We start from the raw sequence: 17,138 nt of genomic DNA on the forward strand, positions 1-17,138 counted from the left end.
GCAAGTTCGGCCAGGAGCTGTCCATGTCTCAACCTCGCGCTCGGATCGCCTCGCAGCTGGGCCTCGCGCTCGCCGTGATACTGGCGATTGTCATCAGCGGCAGTACGGTGTTCGCCCTGCGTTCGCTGGATACCGCCAACCTCGCCACCCGTGAAGAGCACTTGGCCAGTGAGGCGCGGCTTCTGGCCGACCAACTGAGCACCTTTCACGGCACGCTGCGTGAAAGCACCCAGCGTCTGAGCGGGTTGTTCGAGAAGCGCTTCAGCGCAGGTCTGAGCATTCACCCGAGTGAGCCGGTGACCGTTGCCGGCACCCAGACCCCGGGCCTGCACTTGGGCGGCGAAGTGCTGAACAACAACTTCAAGGAAGTTGACGAGTTCAAGCAGATGACGGCCGGCGTCGCCACGCTGTTCGTGCGTAGCGGCGAAGACTTCGTGCGGGTCAGCACCTCGCTGACCAAACAGGATGGCACTCGCGCTATCGGCACCTTGCTCGATCACGCGCACCCGGCTTACGCGAAGTTGATGGCGGGGCAGGGTTATGTCGGCCGCGCCTTGTTGTTCGATCGCTCCTACATGACTCAATACACCCCGGTGCGCGATGGCAGCGGCAAGGTGATTGCGGTGCTGTTCGTCGGTTTCGACTACACCGACGCGCAGAACATTCAGTTCGACAATCTCAAGCGTTTCCGCATCGGCCAGAGCGGGTCGCTGGCGTTGCTCGACGAGCAGAATAAATGGCTGGTGGCGCCGGCGGGTGTGCAGGCCCCGGAACAAGCCGTACCGGTGATCAAGGACTTGGCTGCGAAACCGGGCAAGGGTGAGTTCTGGAGCGATACCTCGGAAGACTTCTACAGCATCGCCGTACCATTTGACGGCGGCCCGTGGTCGGTAGTGGCGAGCATGCCGAAAGCCGAGATTCGTGCGGTGACCTGGAGCGTCGGTACGCAATTGGCGATCGGCAGCCTGTTGGCGATGTTGCTGGCGGTGGGTTCGGTGGTGTGGCTGCTGCGCAGCAAACTCGCGCCGTTGAGCGATCTGGTACGGCAGGCCGAAGCTTTGGGCGCCGGTGATCTGAGCGTGCGTCTGAACGTGTCGAGCAATGATGAGATCGGTCAGCTGTCCCGCGCGTTCAACCAGATGAGCCAGGCGCTGTCGACCATGGTCGAGCACATTCGTCGCTCTTCGGAAGAGGTCAACAGCCGTGCGCAGGCACTGTCCGGTTTGTCCGGCGGCGCCTACGAAGGCATGGAGCAACAGTCCGGTGAAATCACCAGCATGGCCGGCGCGGTGGAAGAGTTCAGTGCTACCTCGCTGAACATTGCCGACAACATGGGCGCCACCCAGCGCCTGGCGCAGGAAAACGCTCAGCAGACGCAGATCGGTCGTACCTCGATGGACGAGGCGTCTTCCTCTCTGGAGCAAATTGCCGGCGCGCTGAACACCACCGCCACCGTGATCAACACATTGGGTCAGCGTTCCCAGGAAATCGGCGGCATCGTCAGCGTGATCACCTCGATCGCCGAACAAACCAATCTGCTCGCGCTCAACGCCGCGATCGAAGCGGCCCGTGCCGGTGAACAAGGTCGCGGCTTTGCGGTAGTGGCGGATGAAGTGCGTAATCTGGCATCGCGCACCCGTCAGGCGACCGATGAAATCTCCGGCATGATTCACAGTATCCAGCAGGAAACCGGCAACGCGATCAGCACCATGGAGCAGGGCAATCTGCTGATGCAGGAAGGCCTGTCGCGTAACGCCAATGTCGCGTCGGCGCTGGCGCGCATTGATGAACAGAGCCGTTCGGCGGGGCAGCAGTTTGCCGCAATCACCACGGCGACTCAGGAGCAGAGCAGTACCGCGACGTTGCTGAGCAGCAATTTGCAGAGCATTGCGCTGGCCAACAGTGAGCAGCGAGAAGTGGTTTCCAACCTGGCGGTCACCGCCAAGGAACTGGAGAAGCTGGCCGCCGATCTGCGCTCCGAGGTTGATCGTTTCCGCTGATACGGCGTGCCGGTTATTGGTACGCGGAGAGGTCTTCGCTGGAGTCGACCTCTCCCCACTCCCCTGAATAGGCAACGGCCTGGATCGCTACCCGACCGGCGTCGATGACGCGCTGCAGGGTATTGGTCATGTGCATCTTGTCGCACTGGCTTGAGGTTAACTCATCCCGTAGCCGCACGACTTCTGCCCAACCTGCGGGCGTGAAGCGCAGCAACCCCATGTACTGGCCTTCGACTTCCCCCACTGATTGCGGTTTGTTGCCGATTTCGGCCAGCGTGTTGTCGCTATTGAGCCGGAATGTTTCAGCATCCAGCAGTGGATCGCCAAAACGCTGGGTCCACAGTTCCAGCCAGTTGGGGTCGTAGGTGACGGCCAGCAACGCTTCGCTGGTCATCAACGACCTGACGGCGTCCGGGCTGTAAAAAATATCCGAATAACTGACGATGCACGGCTGGCCTTCAAGCCAGGCTTCGGCGCAGGCCAGTGATGACACCATGTTGGTGTCTGCCCAGCGAGAGTTATGAAACTCGGTCAGGCCGCGGTCGGCCAGTAATTCGCGTTTGTAGCCGGTGACCACCGCGATTTCACTGATACCCGCTGCACGCAACGACTCCAGTTGCCATTCGAGCAGCGGCTTGCCACGCAACTCCACCAGGCATTTTGGGCAATCATCCGTGAGGCTTTTCATGCGGCTGCCACGTCCGGCAGCCAGGATAATGGCTTTCACGACACATCGGTCCCTTGAGTTGTTTGAGTGGAATCGGTTTCGCCGAACAGCTGGCGAATGCGCTGAATATCGTGGGATGCAAAATCCGTCTCGCGCTCCGGGTGCCACATCCAGCCTTCCCAAGGTCGAGACAGGTGCCGGATCGCTTCGATTTCGCCGTCCTCACTGCGCGCCAGAACTTCAAAGTCCTGCGGACAACTGGCCAGAGACTGGCTGTGATAGCTGTTGACCTCGGCGACGATCTCCCCGGACAGGCGATGCCGGGTGCGCACGTGCCCGCTGACCGCTTTCAGTTCGCTACCTGCCCAATGCCCCAGCATCTGCATGCCGCGGCAGATGCCCAGCACTGGCAGATTGCGCGAGCGTGCGTGATCGAGCAGGCGTGTCTCCGTGAGATCGCGGGCCGGGCACTGGCCGATGTCATTGCCACCGGACAACAGCAATGCCTGAGGCGATACAGCGGCCAGCCAGTGTTCGAGGCCGGCATCGACCAATCCGTTGGGCACCGGCAGGGGGATGAACCCCGCTGCCAGCAGAAAGTCGATCAGGCGTTGATCCAGGGCATCGCGGCTTTCGCCGCGCTCCGGATGCAGGTCCACTCTCTGACTGACAGCGACCCGCTTCATGTCATCATCTCCACCCTGCGGCCCGGGCAGTCCAGATGCAGGATATCTGCTGTCGACCAGCGCCGGTAAAGCACTTCTCCAGCGCCAATGACGGCCGGCAGGCCGAGTTCACCGGCGCGAATCGCCATGTGCGAATTGGCTCCGCCCCACGCGGTAATCAGCCCGGCAATCGGATAAGCGAACAACCAGTCGAAACCGGGATCCGCGTTGGGAATGCAGACAATCGCCCCGGCCAGCTTTTCCCGGTCATCGCATTGCACCACGGGTGCCGTCACACGTTTTTGCGTGATGAAGTTGGGCGCCGTTTCCGGCCATTCAAAGCTCCAGACATCTTCCGGACAGGTGATGACGGGTGGCAGGGACACCTTCAGTGTTTCTGCGTAGCGCGCCTTGCCTTGTTCGATGCTGCGCAGCAGCACGTCTTTTGGGTCGGCAGCGGCAACGTGCAGTTCCTGGAAGGCGCTGATATCGCAATAAGCCAGTTCTTCGCGGTCGATGCCGTACTCGGCGCCGACTTGCGCGATCAGCGCGAGGGCATCCGACAGGTTGCGGGTGAAATGAAACTTGGCCAGTTCGCGCAGCTCGATGCCGTTTTGCAGGAAGTCCAGCAGCCCTACCGGATCCGGTTGCAGGCCATGGGCCTCGAGCAGTTTCACGATCTCGCGCATCTGTGGCAGCGTCAGCGAAAACGGTTGCAGTGGCTCGGGGGCTGCTGGTCGCTGGTCCCAGTCGAAGTAGAGTTCCGGTGCTTCATCGTAACGTGGCGACAGAATGTCGTAGGTGCCGGGGCGCAGGTGCCCGTAGCGTGCGAGGAAAGTTGTCTTGTCGAGTGTCGCCCGATCACGCGCCAACTGACCGCTGACGGTTGAGACGCCGGCCATGAACGCATCGTAGTCGGCTTGCGAGAAAACACCCACGCTGACCAGTGACCTGAGCATCTGCACCGCAACGAAACCCGCACGGGCCAGGCCGGCGAAGGGCAGGGTGCCGTAGCGTTTTGCGTCTTCCAGCAGCCAGTAGATGCGCTCCAGCGGATCGGCGTTGGAGGCCAGCAGCTCTTCGCGGCGGGCATTGAGCACATCGAGTTTGTTGGCGTCGCTGCGCCACAAACCATCCTTGGGATGCACGATGCGGTTAGTCAGTTTGCGCAGACTGGAACTGATGGCCTCCAGTTCGTGCGCGGAAAAGCCTGCACTGGCCAGGCGCTCCAGTTGTTGCGACAGGTCCAGGGTGTAGCAGGAGAAAACGATCTCGAACTCCACCTTGTCGTGCAGGGTCGGCTCCGCCAGCAACCGATCGATGTAGTAGTCGACCAGTCGCCCGGCCAGTCCCTCGTCGAGGTCTGCCGGAATGAACGAGTTGAACGACAGGCGCACATCGATATACGGCAAACCGAAAAAGTGCGGCATCAGCGGGAAGCTGCGCAAGTTGCGGTAGCCATAGTTGTGACGCTGGTAAGCCCAGATGGAGTCGGTCACCAGATCGCGATACAGCGACAGCGCCAGCGGTTTGGGGCGGATACCGATGATTTCTGCCGGGTTCCAGTCGGGCATCACGCCGTAGACCGTGCGCTGGCCGATCAGGAATGGATGCGGGCGCATGCCGCGAGCGATTTTCTGCTCGATACTTTGCAGGCGGGCAGCCTGCGCGGCTTCGGACTCTGCCCGGGCAGGCAGAATCAACGGCCGGGCCTGCAACAGCCACAAGGTCTCGCCTTCGGCTTCGCACGTCACCGCGAACTCGCAGTCGACGGGGCCACCGCCGAACAGCTCCAGCAGCTCCTCAAGCAAAGCAATGATCGGTGAGAGGGCTGCGGGCGGTGAAACGGGGCTGTGCGCCGCCTGCTGCCACAACCGTCCACCCATGCCGCCGGTGACCGATGCCGTGTCGTCACCTTCCGACCAGTTCACCACACGGTACGGCGCGCAGGTATTCGGGTCGTGGGAAAACGCCACGCCGGAACGGATCACGTTGCCGAGCATGGGTTGAATCAGCACCTCGTCGCTCAGATGCGTCTCGCCATAACTGGCGATGACCTGCTCAACCGCCGACTCAAGCCCTGCTTCTTCGACATTCGGCACCGAGAGAAAGGCGCCGGCGAAAGAAGCCTCGGCGCTGTCCTCGCGGCCACAGCTGGAGCGCACGATCCAGGAGGGGGCAGGCAGCCGCCCGCGGAGATCCTGAATGCAGGCGCGCCGATCCGCGTGCCACTGCTCCACGGTAAACGCGAGCAGCGGCGCAATGCGTGCCGACGCGAGCCGCCCTTGCAGGCGCGACAAGGTGCCGGCCTTGGTAGAGAAATGCAGGGCCATCAGGCGTTATCTCAGCTGAGCGACCCAGATATTCGTCGAGTACGGGATCTCGATCGACGGCGTCTGCAGGCTTTGCAGGTAATCGTCGATGGCGCTGATGACTTCGTGAAATTTCGCGCCCGCCTGACGTTCCAGCGTGGCGTGGGAGCGCCAGGCTTCCAGGCACTCTGCGATGGATTGCTCGTGGATGACCCGCGCATCCAGATGCACGACCGGGCCGAACAGCTCGCTGGCGTCGATCACGGCAGTCTGGTCTTCACGACGGGTGCCGTAGCCATAGCCGGCGACGCGCTCTTTGATGATGGCTTCGATTCGCGCCTGAATCGGATCTTCCAGATTGCGGTGGTTCCACATGCAGGCAAACCAGCCGCGCGGTTTGAGAATGCGCGCGGTTTCCTTGAGTGCCTGCTGACGGTCGCAGACATTGAAGGAGCTGCCGAACGTGACCATGTCGAATGCCTGCGCCGCTTGCCCGGTCACTTCACCGGTGCCTTCGTGCCATTTGACATTGGCCAGCGCGGCGGTGCGCTTGATGCCGTTGGCGCGCATTGCATCGTTGGGTTCTACCGCGGTGACATCCAGGCCACGGGCGGCCAGCATCAGCGTCAAGTGTGCAACACCCGCGCCGACGTCGCAGAACTTGTCGCCTTGCTCGGCGCCAGCGATCGAGAGCATGGCGTCAATGGCGGCATCGGCGTAGTCAGGGCGCTTCAAATAGGCATCGGCCAGAGTGGTGTAGTCCCATTCGGTTTTCATACTCAGTTCCTTCCATAAATTTTATTGATCAAATCTTCTGCCAGGGTTTGCCTGGAGCGCTGCGGGTCGAACTCTACAAGCCAGTCTGCCGCTTGCGGTTCATCAATGGTCAGATCAAGCCCGGCAACGTTGTGCAGTTCCCCGGCATCGTATCGACGGTAGATCCCCTTCGGGTCGCGGCGACGCAATTCCTCGACCGGGACCTTCAAATAAACTTCGAAATAGCCGGGCAGGTGGGCGCGGTTCCATGCATGGACTTCGCGAAACAGCGAAATCGTTGCAATCACCACGGTCTGGCCTTGCGCGGCAATCATTCGGCACAGGTGGGCATATTGCATCGCCAGCGCCAGTCGTCCGTCACGGCCATGGTTCTGTGAGTTGGCGGCGGCTGCGCCGAATACTTCGCGCAACTCATCGCCATCGAGCATGACCACCGATCGTCCTTCAGTACGCAGTCTGGCAACGAGTTCACGGGCCAGCGTTGACTTGCCCGCACCTGAAAGGCCCGTAATCCAGATTACCTGTCCATCAGCATCACATTTCATAGTGTTCTGACTCGTGTTCGATTCGAGTGTATCGGCAGGCTGTTTCCTCGCATGAGGGCTGGCGTGCTTTATTTTAATGTTTGTCCCGATCGTTAATGTCGCCGAAAGAGTCAATCGAGAGTGGGCAATACTTCGACTCGTGCCGGTATTCAATCAGGTCGTGGAACACTTCCTGAGGCAGGGGCAAGTCGCTGTATTGTGCCTGGTAGAACTTGTTGTATATGTAATAACTGTCTTCTCGTGCCAGCAGGCTGAACCCTAGCGCCATGTCTCTGAGCTCATTGCTGCTTCTGGCAATTGGCAACAGGTTATCCATTTGCGTTAGCCAGGCGTCGACCGTGAGATTGTTTTCTTCGGTAAAGGGCACGTAATAAATCGGCAGCTTGCAGGTATTGAGCATGAACGAAACACCACCGGTAGATGCATCGGTGATGACCGTGTCGCATTGTGCGTAGAAAGCCGTGCTGCTGGTGCCGGCCTTGTCGATGGTTATCCAGTCATAGGCAGACAGTTCTTCGCACAGAGCCTTTACGGTCGGATGGGAAAGTTCGGCCATGTACGGACGCAGGATGAATTTTGCGTGGGGAATTTGCGATTTGACTGCATTGATGACGGTCTGCAGGTTTTCATACAGTGTCGCCCCGTTCGGGCAGATACCCAGTTGGGTCGGCAGAAGCCCTACGACATAGTCGTCGGAAGTTTTTTTCGAAGGCGGTGATGATTCAAAAATGCCCGGAATCTTCACGGGCAGCGTAGCCACCGGGCTGGTTTTGCGCATGTCCGAACGCAACGCCAGTCCATCGATCAGCATTGTTTTCAGAGCCTTTCTGTCACGACGGTATGCCTGCATTCCGGCCGTAATCAAATCGAAGCCCGACCGGGAAGAAGCGATGATCGCATCCCAGTAAGAAGTCAGCTCTGCGTAGTAATACTTGTCTTTGGTCGGCATGCCGACATTGCCGTGGCTGATGAAGATGCCAAAATTTGAATCGTCCAGCAGACGCCCGGCATAGGCATCATTTGAAATGACAACCTGCGATTTCAGGCTTGCAATGAAGTCATTGCCAACCTGCTTTACCGGGAAATCGAGGACGGCTTCGACTTCCTCTCGGCTTAAGCCGGTACGATCAGTATTGAGTACGACACAGTTATACTTTTCTCGAAGCGAATTGAGCGCGGGGATCAGATACTCGAGATATGTTTTGCCACCATCCACCACGTTGCTGAGCAAGTAAACGTTTTTCATTATGAAGTTGCGCTTTTAAAGTTTGTTTAAATAAGGTCGATGTCAAGCCGGGTAATAATGCTGGGCAAGGACTTTGTAGTTGTCTGGATTTAAATTGACGACCAGGTAAGCGCATGCAAGCCAAGTTTGGCTTGAGTAATGACTACCCTGGTTGATTGACGGCTTTGCCCGATAAGCAATAGATATCTTCTCCATGATGTCCAGCCTCCATTTTCACGCTGAAAAATGCTCTATGTCTTGACGATGGACGGATAACTAATAAAAAGAGCGTCGCCGTTATATCACATCTCGGTCTATGGCCATCGACACGGATGTTTATTTTTTGCCCCGCCCATTTGCGAGTAGCGCTGTCATTCTCACTGTGTTGCCGGCCGATATTGCAACGCCTCTGCCAAGTGCTCGCGCCGGACGTTTTCTTCCTGCCCCAGATCGGCCAACGTCCTGGCGACCTTGAGAAGTCGGTGCGCCGAGCGCAGCGACAAGGTCAGTCGTTCACAGGCTGATTCCAGCCAGGTCTCGTCGGTTGTGGATAACTTGCAGTGGCGACGCAGCCCCGGCAGATCAAGAAACGCATTGGCACATCCCTGACGTTTCTGTTGTCGCTCGCGGGCCTCGGCTACCAGCGCGGCGGCACTGGCGCTGTCTTCCCCTGGCTGGACCGCAGGATTCAGCGCCGTTGCCTCCCGCGCCACCGTCAGGTGTAAGTCGATCCGGTCCAAGAGGGGGCCCGACAGCTTGTTGCGATAACGCTGAACCATGTCCGGCGTGCACGAACACTTGCCACTTGGTTCACCCAGATATCCACAGGGACACGGGTTCATCGCTGCCACCAATTGAAAGCGCGCTGGAAAGCGCACGCGGTCCTTGGCTCGTGCAATCACGATGTGGCCGGACTCCAGCGGTTCGCGCAGCACCTCCAGCACCTTGCGATCAAACTCCGGCAGCTCATCGAGAAACAGCACGCCGTGATGGGCCAGGGTGATTTCGCCGGGTTGCGGTTTCGAACTGCTGTCGGCTTTCTAAATAGCTGCGAAAGCACTAGGCTAGAGGCCGCGAAACACGGTTTCTGATTACGCAAATAAATGCGAAAAACTTTCAAATTGGATGCGACAGGATTGAAAATGACTCGAAATAGCTGCGACCAACCTAAACAGGTCCGCCCTATCAAGCCGACACGTCGCAGCGTTTCAGGTTTCTTGCCGTTTCGCGGCGCTGGTGGTGTGCCGTACGAGTCACTGCTTGAGCGCGACTTCTTGAAGCGAATGAGGTTTTCTCATCGGGTCGAGTCAGTGGTTGCTCAGCCAGTCCGAGTCGACTTTGTCGATTCACGAGGGCGCGATTTGACCTACACCCCTGACTTTCTGGTGCATTACCGCCAGCCGGCGGGCGTTAGCTACATGGATTACATCAAACCGATGCTGGTCGAAGTGAAGCCCGCTTATGAGTGGCGAAATAACTGGCGCACTTGGCTTGGGAAATGGAAGGCAGCGCGTCGCTACGCGCGGGAAGAGGGCTGGACCTTCAGCATCTACGACGAGTCGCGCATCCGTGGGTTGCCTCTCGATAACATCACGTTCCTGGAACGTTTCGAGCGCTTGGACTTTGATCGTGAAGACATTGAGACGGTCTTGAAGACGCTTCTGGAAATGGAATTTGCACCTGTTCACTATCTCTTGGCTCGCCATTTCAAAGGCGTGTATCGAGATCGTGGTGTCGCGCTGTTCTGGCACCTTATCGCTACTGGCCGGGTGGAATGCGATATCACCGAGCCGCTGAATGAATACCTTGAACTCTGGGTGGCTGCGCCATGAACATTTATGAAGTCGACACGGATGAGCACTTCACTCCATTCGAACCCTCGCGAGAGCGTGTCTTGGTCGAAGTCGGGGAAATGGTTAGCTGTGACAAGCAAATCTTCCGAATCGTCCAGCTACTCGACTTTCAGAACGTCGTTGGAGTAGAAGTCGAGACCGGCCGTAGCGTCTCGCTCCGTATCTCCGAACTCCAACCTGTCGCGCAAGACCGAGTCGACGGCCTGTACGTGAACTACGACATCTCGACGATCAGCTCGGATGAGTGGGCGGTAGCTCAACAGCGGTTCTCTGCCATCAAGCCTTTACTGCGCGATTCGATCTTGCCCAGAGCGAGCGTTGAGGAGAGAGCCAAGGAAGTTGGTGTTGATACTGCCACTCTCTATCGGTGGCTGGATCGGTACCAAAGTTGGCACGAGGTGCTTGCGCTCGTACCGCGCAAGCGGGGTTGGCAATCTGGTAACAGCCGATTGACTGCACAAGCCGACAAACTCATTGATGAAGTGATCGAGCGGCACTACCTGACGATTCAGCGGCGAACTGTCCAATCGACCATTGCCGAAATCGAGTCACAGGCCAAGGCGCAGGGAATTAAGCCCCCCAGCGCGTCTGCTATCAGGGCAAGGATCAAGCGCATTCCTGAGAAGATCAAACTGCGTAGACGTGGATTTGCTGATCAAGCACGTAATCGGCATACACCCTCAGTCGGTAAGTTTCCAGGCGCCGATTACCCGCTGGCGGTCGTTCAAATCGATCACACGCCAATTGACCTGATCATTGTGGATGACCGGTACCGCAAGCCTATTGGGCGTCTGTGGCTGACCCTAGCGGTCGATGTGCACTCGCGCATGATCACCGGCTATTACCTAGCCCTTGAGGAACCTTCCGAAATTTCCGTCGGCATGTGCGTTGCCCACTCCATCCTGCCAAAAGAGGCTTGGTTGAATCTTCACAACGTTCGCGGTGAATGGCCTGTGTGGGGTTTCCCTCGAATGGTCCATACCGATAACGGACCTGACTTCCAGGCAGAAAACTTCCGTCGGTCGTGCGCGAATTACAATATCGAAAATCAATTCCGCCCAGTAAAGCGGCCCAAATACGGCGGTCATATTGAACGCCTGCTCGGTACTTTCATGAGAGAGCTACATGAGCTGCCAGGCACTACTCACAGCAGCGTGCCCGAGAGAGACGGCTACGATTCCGACAAGCATGCTGCACTCACGATGGGTGAGTTTGAGGAGTGGCTGGTTCGAACGATCATTTTGTATCACAACCGACCCCACTCGGCGCTGTACATGAGCCCTTCGCGCAAGTGGCATTTAGGTTTCTTCGGCAGCCGTGAAGCCGATGCGTTGGTGAGCATTCCGCCTCGACCTGCGGATCCTCTTACGGTGCAGCTGGATTTTATGCCCTCATACCGCCGGACCGTTCAACATTATGGCGTTCAGCTGGATGTGTACTATTACTCGGAGGCATTGCGTCACTGGATCGGTACGACGGATCCAGAGAATAGTCAGGCGCGTAAATTTGTATTCAGACGGGACCCTCGCGACATCAGCGTTATCTGGTTCTACGACCCTGTCCTGAAACAATATTTCCGGGTTCCGGTGGCCAACCAAGCGTTTCCGGCAGCCACCTTGTGGGAATTCCGAGCGGCCAAGAAACAAGCTGTTGATGAAGGTCGAAAACACATTGACGAGGCGTTGATCGGCAGACTGATTCTGGAGCGTCGCCAAATCGTCGATGGGTCATCCGCAAGCACAAAGAAAGCGCGTCGTGAAGCTCAGAAGCACAAGGTACACAGTAAAAATACGACCCCGGCGCAGCCTGTCAAAGCGCCTATACAACCCATGCCTTCCACCTCTACAAGCGAAGGGTTACTGCTTGATGATGTTGATCTGATCGGTGATATCCAATGACTGAGTACGCACACTTGCACGCCGACTTCAGGCCAGTGCTGCAGCTATCAGCTCGGGAGCGTATTCGCTTCATGGGTGAACCTCGGTGGATCGGCTACAAGGCAGCACATCACATATTGGATAGCCTTGAATGCCTGCTTGAGGCGCCCAAGCGGCCAAGGATGCCGAACATGCTCATTGTCGGTGATTCGAACAACGGGAAGACGACGATCGTCAGGCATTTCGAGAAGATGCATGGTCAAGGTTATGTGGATGAGAACTCGGAGGCTGTGCGGCCGATTATCGTGGCCGAGGCACCGCCCTCTGCTGAGGAGAAGGACCTATACATCGCGATCCTTGATCGCATGTGGATGCCCTACAGAACGACCGATTCAAAGGTAACGCTTCGGTTTCAGGTGATTCACGCGCTGCGCGAGCTCAAGGTACGCATGCTGATCATCGATGAAGTGCACTCAATGCTCACCGGCTCCGCTATGAAGCAGCGTGAGGTCATGAACGCGCTAAAAATGCTGTGCAACACCTTGGTAATCCCGGTTGTTGGCGTAGGAACTCCGGACGCTGTGCAGATCCTGCACCTGGACCCGCAGCACGCAAGCCGGTTTGATGTCATCAAACTGGAAACGTGGAAGTTAGACGCCGAATTTCAGCGAATGCTGAAAGCTTTCGAAGCCGTGCTGCCGTTGAAAAAGTCGTCGGGTATCTACAAGCCTGAGCTGGCTCAACTGATCCATTCCATTTCCGGTGGCAACACTGGAGACCTCCATGGTTTGTTACTGGAGTGCGCCACGGAAGCCATCAATTCTGGGAAGGAATGCATTGATCGGGAACTCATTGAGGCTAAGTCGTGGAAGCGACCTACACGTGGCATCAGGGAGCGCGTTGTCTAAATCCTCGTTGGCCACTTACTCCCGAGATGTTGCCTGATGAGCTGTTCTCTTCGTGGCTTGTGAGAACAGCGCATGCTCATAGGTGCTTGCCTCGCACATTGACCAGTATTGTTTGGCCCGGTGCTCAAGCGTGGAAAGTGGATCTTGATCGTAAGCATCATTGGGCAAATCTGGAGGCCTTGGCCGGTATGACGGGTGTCCAGACAGCGTCACTTTTGGCCGCGACGCTTTGGCCAATCGTTCAAAACTTGCATCCAAACTGTATAGCTGAGAACACGGCACCTCTGCCTTGGATTTTGCCGCTAGGTTGCCGGAACCGATCGCACGCAGGCGGGCTGCTCTGTTGTCCTTGTTGCATGACGGACACTGTTCCTCATTATCTTTTGCAGTACCGCCTGGCGTGGCACACAGTCTGTCCTCGCCATCGCACTTTTCTTATTGATCGGTGCTCGCGGTGTAGTTCGGCCCTCCAGCCAAATCGCCTTCGTCCTGATCGTCCCTTATCCGTGTGCCATCACTGTGGCCAATCATTGGCTGACTTGTCGCCCGAACCCATTGTGGAATTAGCTTTGGCTTTTCAGAGCTTTGCGGACTCAGCCAGCCAATCGACAGCACTTTACGGTCTGATGCCATTGAGCTTTTCGGAGTGGATGCGCATCGCTCGGTTCATGGTCAGCTTCCTCAAGAATGTAACGCGCAACCCAACGACCAAATCGCAACTGTTCTGCCGGGCAATTGGTGTGGATGTATCACAGATGAAGTTATCGTCGCTTGGGTTGCCTTTCGAATACGCAACGCCCGCTGAGCGTGCTGGGTTGTTGGGGCAGGCTTGGGTGATAATGCAGTTAGATCCTGAGCGTTTTGTAGAGCTTGTGGGTGAAGCTGAGTTGCCTGTGACGATGTTTCCGCTCCAGGGGATTGGAGGGTCGCCGATTCTCGAGCAAATGGTCTCGGTACTCGTGCAGCACACTCGACATCAGTTAGGTCGACCAAGCCTCAGGCAGACCCGCGAGCCATTAGAAGTCTGGCGTATGTGGAATCGATTGCAGAGAAGGACGCATAGAAATGGCATCTCATGACACACCCACTCCGCCGGGCTGCCACGGCTGCGGCGGCGAGATGGCCAAAGCCAAGAAGGTGCATGCGAACAAGCGCTACTGCGAGACATGCTACGCACGGCTCTTCAAACGGCGAATGTGTTCTGGCTGCGGGCACTTCGCTCGACTTCCGATTTTTGATCAGTCGGCGCACTGCTCAGCCTGTGAGCGCGCTGGACCGTGCGTACGATGCGCAAAAGTGGATTTTAAAATAGGCCTACGTACGCAATACGGTCCAGTGTGCAAGCCGTGTCGGCCTTATTTCAACGTCCCGGAGCCATGCGAGATGTGCGGCAAGCTTTCCCAGCGACTGGCTCGGAGCAAGTCGACAGGACTGCGCAGATGCCCGAGTTGCAGTGGCCCTGCGAAGGGGACCTGTCCACACTGCCGGCGTCATCGTGTATTAATCCGTGGACAGGACGGCTCCAGCGCTTGCGAACCTTGTACTGTTGCGATCTCCCATCCGTGCGATACATGCGGCAAACAGATGCCTGCTGGTCGCGGCCGCGAATGCGAAATGTGTGAGTGGCTACGCGTTTTTCGTAAGCGGTTAGCGATCAACGTGAAAGGTTTCAGCAATGACCACTTCACTGAGCTGTTCAGTCAATTCGGCGAATGGTTCCTAGCGAGTGTCGGGGCACATAAAGCTGCGCTGAACATCAACGTTCACTACCGCTTTTTTGCAGTACTCGACTCGAACTGGAGTGCGTCACCTTCCTACGAACAACTCCTGCAGCATTTCGGTGCGGCGGGGCTGCGCAAGGCCGAAAGTCCAATGCGGTTTTTGACAGAAACTGGTGTGATTGCTGTCGATGCGCAGCTGCGCGATGAGCACACCGAGCATCGTCGTCTTGCGGCAATTTTGTCGGAGCCTTCCAGCAGATGGTTGGCTCAGTTGCTTAACGAGTATGTCAGCGTCTTGAAGGCGAAAATGGAACAAGGCCTTACCGATCTGCGATCAGTCCGGTTGGCCGCCCGCGCCGCCCTTAACTTGCTCGAGAATGCCCAGCTGAAGTTGGGCGAGTTGCCGACTCAGAAGTCTTTACAGTCTTTCTGGCGAGGCTCACCAGGCCAGGTTGCGGCAGTCGCTGGTTTCATCGGCCATTTAAATAGGCGTCACGGACTCGAACTGCAAGTGAAGCCTGATGCGCGCTGGTTGTCTCAGGCAAGACGGCAAAAAGCAGAGCGTGAGCTGGTGGCAATGTTAAGTGAAACTGCCGAGGGCGACTTCGAGGGACGCTGGATCGTGAGAGCGCTCGCCTATTTTCACGATGTGACGAGGGCAAGTCGAAAAAAACTGATTTTCCAGCCGCAGAATTACCGTGATGTCGCTGGCTACAGCATTACCCATGAGGAGAAAAATCTTTGGGTACCGTCAGCTAGCAGTTATCGGCGAGGCGAACACCTAGGATGAGTCAATCCAGCGCCACTCCCATTTCCCTGAGTACGTTAATCAAACGGCTTCGGTAAAGTACTTTTGAATCCCTCTGGTGATGCTTGAAGATTTTGGCGTTGGGCGGGAAAAAACTGTGCATGTGTTTAAATCTGCCCAAGACGTATCGTACTCGCGAGCAAATCTCTTTGACGAAATCTTCAAACTCTTCAGCGCTCTGGACGTGTGACCTCATGAGCACGCCAGAGTATTCAGCCTTGTTAGGATTGATCGGCTGAACTTCGAAACAGAAGTAGTCTTTTCCATCAATCTGAATGCGCAATACCATTAAACCCCGACACTTACCGGTTTTACGATCCAGATACACCCATCCTAGAGCTGATTTGTCCTCTGGTTCCCAATCAGTTGTTGGCCGCAACAAGATGGCTCTCGGAGGACCCTGGTTCCGGAGATTCGGAGGTGTGTACCAATTCACTTTCGTTACTCGACCGGGGTTATCCGCCATGATCGATCGGAAGGCATTCCAGATGTCTATAAGGAAACCATGCGTTTCGAGTTCGACATCGATATCGGCAACATGCTCAAGCTTACCGATGTTCTTGCCGGCCCCGGTTTCTTCTCCGGATGAATGCGAGTTTGCCTCTGATGGACGCGGGCCGAGGCGCCCACGGTTGGCTTTGATCACTTCCTTAATTTTTTTAACTTTGCGTTTTTCGCCCAAAGTTTTGAAAGGTGGAGTTTTAACGATAACGGTTTCGGAGTGGTTGTCTGGCTCCGCGTGGGAATGCTCAGTTAAGAATTCTTCGGCCTCGGCGGTTCGGACCGGTCTGGGGAGCACTATCCGTCCACCATCCTCACCTTCGCTGCTGTCGAAGTTCTTGCGCTGCCATTCAATTTCTTGCCCGGCCGGTTGAGAGGAGCCAACCAAATTTAGGCAAAGGAAAGTTTTGCCGCCGTTGATCCATCTGCCTCGACACTGGAGCTGCCCTTTCCCCCGAAACCAGGGGGTCGCCTCCATGAATATCTGCGACAACGGATCATGCGACGTAAATTGTGCATTCACGTGCTTAATACGGTCTTTTGAGTAATCGTCGTAGAGCAGGTGCGCGAGAAAAACCGCGTCATAGTTGCGCATTTTTCTGGATGGCCTGACTAGCCATCGATACTCATCACGTCGCTCATCATCATAAAATACGGATTTAACGTCGGACCAACGCAACGTTGTCAAGGCTCGGCAAATTTCCATATTCCTTGAGTAAGCGCGCACGAAGTATTCAGTGCATGGAATAAGCAAATTTTCGTCGCCAGCCAGCTTGAAGTCGATCAGGCGAGAAAGATCATGCCGGTACGTCAAAGGGTATTCGTCATGATGGAAAACGTAAGCCCTATCACCCCTTATCAAGTCGGCTCTGGACGTGATCGACCACATGGAATCGTCGAAGTCCACATCAAATATCTGTGCGGGTGAGGCAAGATTCGTATCGGAGATACATTTGCCGTTACGCCAAATGGTGCCTTTTCGGTAATGAGGCAAGCTGCTGAGTGGCACTGTGGCCGAAGTCCAGGGGCCTGGCACATCGTTGAATAGCTGTCTGAAATGCACCTTGGCTAAAGGTATGGTTCGGGAGGGCCTTCCCGAACGCGTAGGGCCGTACCACCATACCAAATGATCGCCTTTGAGGCGTTCGACAGAGCTATCGGGATGCCGGAGATTAGCGCGAGAGTACGACAAATCAATGCGTTGAAGCTTTCCAGCCAAACCGATACCCCGTCATGTTAGATCGCCATGATTCCGAGTCTAACGGTTTGCTTGCTCGCT

Annotated in this window: 13 protein-coding genes and 2 pseudogenes; 7 read left to right on the top strand and 8 right to left on the bottom strand. The window is 56.7% G+C overall.

Going from position 1 to position 17,138, the window contains the following annotated elements; all coding sequences use genetic code 11:
* Window positions 1–23: 23 nt before the first annotated feature.
* On the top strand, window positions 24–2,000 hold the full coding sequence (locus tag ACIONG_RS16520) for a methyl-accepting chemotaxis protein (RefSeq protein WP_401301037.1): 1,977 nt from the start codon (window positions 24–26) through the stop codon (window positions 1,998–2,000).
* A gap of 13 nt (window positions 2,001–2,013) precedes the next feature.
* Here ACIONG_RS16520 and ACIONG_RS16525 read toward each other — a convergent pair whose 3' ends face one another.
* The 7 genes and pseudogenes from ACIONG_RS16525 to ACIONG_RS16555 all read right to left on the bottom strand — a co-directional run.
* On the bottom strand, window positions 2,014–2,727 hold the full coding sequence (locus ACIONG_RS16525) for a phosphocholine cytidylyltransferase family protein (protein ID WP_401301040.1): 714 nt from the start codon (window positions 2,725–2,727) through the stop codon (window positions 2,014–2,016).
* Window positions 2,724–3,353, bottom strand: a complete 630-nt coding sequence (locus tag ACIONG_RS16530) for a gamma-glutamyl-gamma-aminobutyrate hydrolase family protein (protein WP_401301043.1) — start codon at window positions 3,351–3,353, stop codon at window positions 2,724–2,726. The genes ACIONG_RS16525 and ACIONG_RS16530 overlap by 4 nt, the downstream gene beginning before the upstream one ends.
* Entirely contained in the window at window positions 3,350–5,665 is a 2,316-nt protein-coding gene (locus tag ACIONG_RS16535) for a PEP-utilizing enzyme (RefSeq protein ID WP_103302568.1), read from the bottom strand. Before ACIONG_RS16535 ends, ACIONG_RS16530 begins: the two co-directional genes overlap by 4 nt.
* Window positions 5,666–5,671: 6 nt before the next feature.
* Window positions 5,672–6,421 carry a class I SAM-dependent methyltransferase gene (locus ACIONG_RS16540; RefSeq protein ID WP_103302567.1) on the bottom strand — a complete coding sequence of 250 codons (750 nt, stop codon included), beginning with the start codon at window positions 6,419–6,421 and terminating at the stop codon, window positions 5,672–5,674.
* A 2-nt stretch (window positions 6,422–6,423) separates the two neighbouring features.
* Window positions 6,424–6,966, bottom strand: a complete 543-nt coding sequence (locus tag ACIONG_RS16545) for an adenylyl-sulfate kinase (protein ID WP_213026944.1) — start codon at window positions 6,964–6,966, stop codon at window positions 6,424–6,426.
* 73 nt (window positions 6,967–7,039) lie between these two features.
* Window positions 7,040–8,212 (bottom strand): hypothetical protein, encoded by a 1,173-nt coding sequence (locus ACIONG_RS16550; protein WP_401301047.1) that lies wholly within the window; start codon window positions 8,210–8,212, stop codon window positions 7,040–7,042.
* A 356-nt stretch (window positions 8,213–8,568) separates the two neighbouring features.
* A pseudogene (locus ACIONG_RS16555) lies at window positions 8,569–9,216 on the bottom strand (ATP-binding protein); the annotation flags it as partial.
* Between the two features lie 258 nt (window positions 9,217–9,474).
* Between ACIONG_RS16555 and ACIONG_RS16560 the strand changes: the two are divergent.
* From ACIONG_RS16560 to ACIONG_RS16585, 6 genes and pseudogenes are all read left to right on the top strand, one after another.
* The gene (locus ACIONG_RS16560; RefSeq protein ID WP_401301128.1) at window positions 9,475–10,023 is read left to right on the top strand and encodes a TnsA endonuclease N-terminal domain-containing protein; all 549 of its coding nucleotides are present in this window, start codon (window positions 9,475–9,477) and stop codon (window positions 10,021–10,023) included.
* Window positions 10,020–11,942, top strand: coding sequence for a Mu transposase C-terminal domain-containing protein (locus tag ACIONG_RS16565; protein WP_401301050.1), 1,923 nt, complete (start codon window positions 10,020–10,022; stop codon window positions 11,940–11,942). The genes ACIONG_RS16560 and ACIONG_RS16565 overlap by 4 nt, the downstream gene beginning before the upstream one ends.
* Entirely contained in the window at window positions 11,939–12,829 is an 891-nt protein-coding gene (locus tag ACIONG_RS16570) for a TniB family NTP-binding protein (protein WP_401301052.1), read from the top strand. The genes ACIONG_RS16565 and ACIONG_RS16570 overlap by 4 nt, the downstream gene beginning before the upstream one ends.
* A pseudogene (locus tag ACIONG_RS16575) lies at window positions 12,787–13,254 on the top strand (TniQ family protein); the annotation flags it as partial. The gene ACIONG_RS16570 and the pseudogene ACIONG_RS16575, both read left to right, overlap by 43 nt.
* 105 nt (window positions 13,255–13,359) lie before the next feature.
* The gene (locus ACIONG_RS16580; RefSeq protein ID WP_401301131.1) at window positions 13,360–13,908 is read left to right on the top strand and encodes a hypothetical protein; all 549 of its coding nucleotides are present in this window, start codon (window positions 13,360–13,362) and stop codon (window positions 13,906–13,908) included.
* Between the two features lie 505 nt (window positions 13,909–14,413).
* Window positions 14,414–15,340: a hypothetical protein gene (locus tag ACIONG_RS16585; RefSeq protein WP_401301055.1), complete on the top strand. Its 927-nt coding sequence runs from the start codon at window positions 14,414–14,416 to the stop codon at window positions 15,338–15,340.
* 1 nt (window position 15,341) lies between these two features.
* Here the strand turns inward: ACIONG_RS16585 and ACIONG_RS16590 are convergent, their stop codons facing one another.
* Entirely contained in the window at window positions 15,342–16,766 is a 1,425-nt protein-coding gene (locus ACIONG_RS16590) for a hypothetical protein (RefSeq protein ID WP_401301058.1), read from the bottom strand.
* Window positions 16,767–17,138: the final 372 nt, after the last annotated feature.

Source organism: Pseudomonas sp. NPDC087817 (genome assembly GCF_044742875.1).
GTDB lineage: Bacteria > Pseudomonadota > Gammaproteobacteria > Pseudomonadales > Pseudomonadaceae > Aquipseudomonas.